Below are 2342 nucleotides of genomic sequence, written 5' to 3' on the forward strand. Positions count from 1 at the left end.
GAGCTCCGCCGGTGGCGGGACCCGCGGTGCGTGTGGCAGCTGAGCAGCTTCCAGCTAGGCCAGCTCCGCTAGCGGCTCTAGACGCTGGCCATGATGCGGCCACGGCTCCCGCGGCTGCACCACCAGCTCCGCCACCCGGCAGGGCTCTGGACCTTCGTCCCGAAGATGCGGGCGCTGGACCGCCCGTGCGACCAGGACCAGCCGCAGGGCTTGGGCCTCTACTGGCAGGGGCTCGACGGCGACTCGCTGCAGAAGCCAGCGCCGCCGCGGGAGTTCAGGTCGACCATGCCGCTGACGGACGGGTTGGCCCTGAAGGGCTACGACCAGCTAGACATGGCGTTGCCGGCCGAGCTGGAGCTGCGGAAGCAGTGGCTCCTCTAGCCCTAGCTGCTGCACCTCCGGCGGAAGCGGTTCTACGTGGTGCCGCTGCACGACGCGAGCCACCACCACTAGCCTACTGGCGGGCGCAGCTGGTGTGGCAGTGGAGCCCGTGGAAGTCGGAGCTGCCTGTCTGGAAGCTGCAGCTGTTGTTGCAGACCCACTAGCCGCTGCTGTGCCTTACGTAGCAGGAGCTGCGGGGCGTAAGCCACCTCCGGTAGTGGCTGGACCAGCCGCTGGCCTTCCAGTAGCGGCAGCAGACGTGAGTACGCGTGCTGCTAGTGCAGGCGCAGCGAGGGCTCGACCGCCGCCGGTGGCCCCGCGGGTAGACCGAGGTAGGGCGGCTGCGCGGCGACACCCTCGAGTGGGTAGGCCTGGCCGGCACCCTGCGGCTAGACCGGCTGCCAGTCGTCGCGGCCGCTCGGGGACGGTCATCTCCGGGTTCGGGACGCCGACCAGGACCAGCGTGCCCGCCAGGTCGCGGGCGTAGAAGCCCTGCTTCCAGGTCTCGGGACGGCCCACCGCCTCGACCACCACGTCGGCGCCCTCGGCACCGGCGTAGTACCGGTCGCAGATCTCGGCGATCGCCTCGACCGGATCGACCTTCGACGAGTCGACGGTGTGCGTGGCGCCCAGGGCGGTGGCCGCCTCGAGCTTCTTGGCATCGATGTCGACCGCGATGATCGGCATCGCGCCGGCCAGCGCACCGCCGGCGACGGCCGCCACCCCCACGCCGCCGCAGCCGATCACGGCCAGCGACTTGCCGCGGGTGGCGCCGCCGGTGTTGATCGCCGCACCCAGCCCGGCCATCACCCCGCAGCCGAGCAGGCCGACGGCTGCCGGCCGGGCCTGCGGATCGACCTTGGTGCACTGGCCGGCCGCGACCAGAGTCTTCTCGGCGAAGGCGCCGATGCCCAGGGCCGGGGTGAGCTCGGTGCCGGCGTCGTCGCCGTCGGCGATGGTCATCTTCTGGGTGGCGTTCTTCGAATCGAAGCAGTACTGCAGGTCGCCGCGCTTACAGGCCCGGCACTCTCCGCAGACGGCGCGCCAGTTGAGGATCACGAAGTCGCCCGGGGCCACCTCGGTCACGTCGTCACCGACCGCCTCGACGATGCCGGCCGCCTCGTGACCGAGCAGGAACGGGAACTCGTCGTTGATCCCGCCCTCGCGGTAGTGCAGGTCCGTGTGGCAGACGCCGCACGAGGAGATCGTCACCACGGCCTCTCCCGGCCCCGGATCCGGGACGACGATGTTCACCGTCTCGACCGGAGCGCCCTTGGCGCGGGCGATGACCCCTTTGACCGTCTGACTCATTTCGATGGACTCCTTGGTTCCGCTGCTCTGGTGTGATCGATCACGGTGCTTCCCTGCCTAGCATGCCCGTCACCGCATGAGTTCGCTGCCCGGGCGCCCCGATGCCGCGAGCGCCGCCGACCGGTGGTCGGCGGCGCTCGGCGGAAAGTACCCGAGTGCGGCGGTCAGAGCCGTTCGAGGATGCGATCGCCCACCTGCGAGGTGGTGCCGCGCTCGTCACCCCGGCCGGCCACATCGGCGGCCACCGCCGCCTCGATCCGCTCGGCGCCCGCATCGTCGCCGAGGTGGCGCAGCAGCAGGGCCACCGACAGGATCGCGGCGGTCGGATCGGCCAGGTTCTGCCCGGCGATGTCCGGGGCGCTGCCGTGCACCGGCTCGAACATCGACGGATTGGCGCGGGTGGCATCGATGTTGCCCGAGGCCGCCAGCCCGATGCCGCCGCTGACCGCGGCGGCCAGGTCGGTGATGATGTCGCCGAACAGGTTGTCGGTGACGATCACGTCGAAGCGGACCGGATCGGTCACCATGTAGATGGTGGCCGCGTCGATGTGGCAGTAGTCGGTGGCCACGTCCGGGAACTCGGCGGCCACCTCCTCGACGGTGCGGGCCCACATCGAGCCGGCGAAGGTCAGCACATTGGTCTTGTGCAC

The 2342-nt window shown here is 70.7% G+C and carries 3 protein-coding genes; 1 reads left to right on the forward strand and 2 read right to left on the reverse strand.

Annotated features, from left to right (window positions below; all coding sequences use genetic code 11):
• The first annotated feature begins 165 nt into the window (after positions 1-165).
• The gene (locus tag ACJMNC_RS03585) at positions 166-381 is read left to right on the forward strand and encodes a hypothetical protein (protein WP_408946572.1); all 216 of its coding nucleotides are present in this window, start codon (positions 166-168) and stop codon (positions 379-381) included.
• 177 nt (positions 382-558) lie between these two features.
• On the opposite strand, the gene ACJMNC_RS03590 is transcribed toward ACJMNC_RS03585, so the two are convergent.
• Positions 559-1692 carry an alcohol dehydrogenase catalytic domain-containing protein gene (locus tag ACJMNC_RS03590; protein ID WP_408946573.1) on the reverse strand — a complete coding sequence of 378 codons (1134 nt, stop codon included), beginning with the start codon at positions 1690-1692 and terminating at the stop codon, positions 559-561.
• A 164-nt stretch (positions 1693-1856) separates the two neighbouring features.
• Positions 1857-2342: isocitrate/isopropylmalate family dehydrogenase (locus tag ACJMNC_RS03595; RefSeq protein ID WP_408946574.1), on the reverse strand; the 486-nt coding region annotated here is incomplete at its 5' end.

This window comes from Gordonia sp. VNK21, from assembly GCF_046098115.1.
GTDB lineage: Bacteria > Actinomycetota > Actinomycetes > Mycobacteriales > Mycobacteriaceae > Gordonia.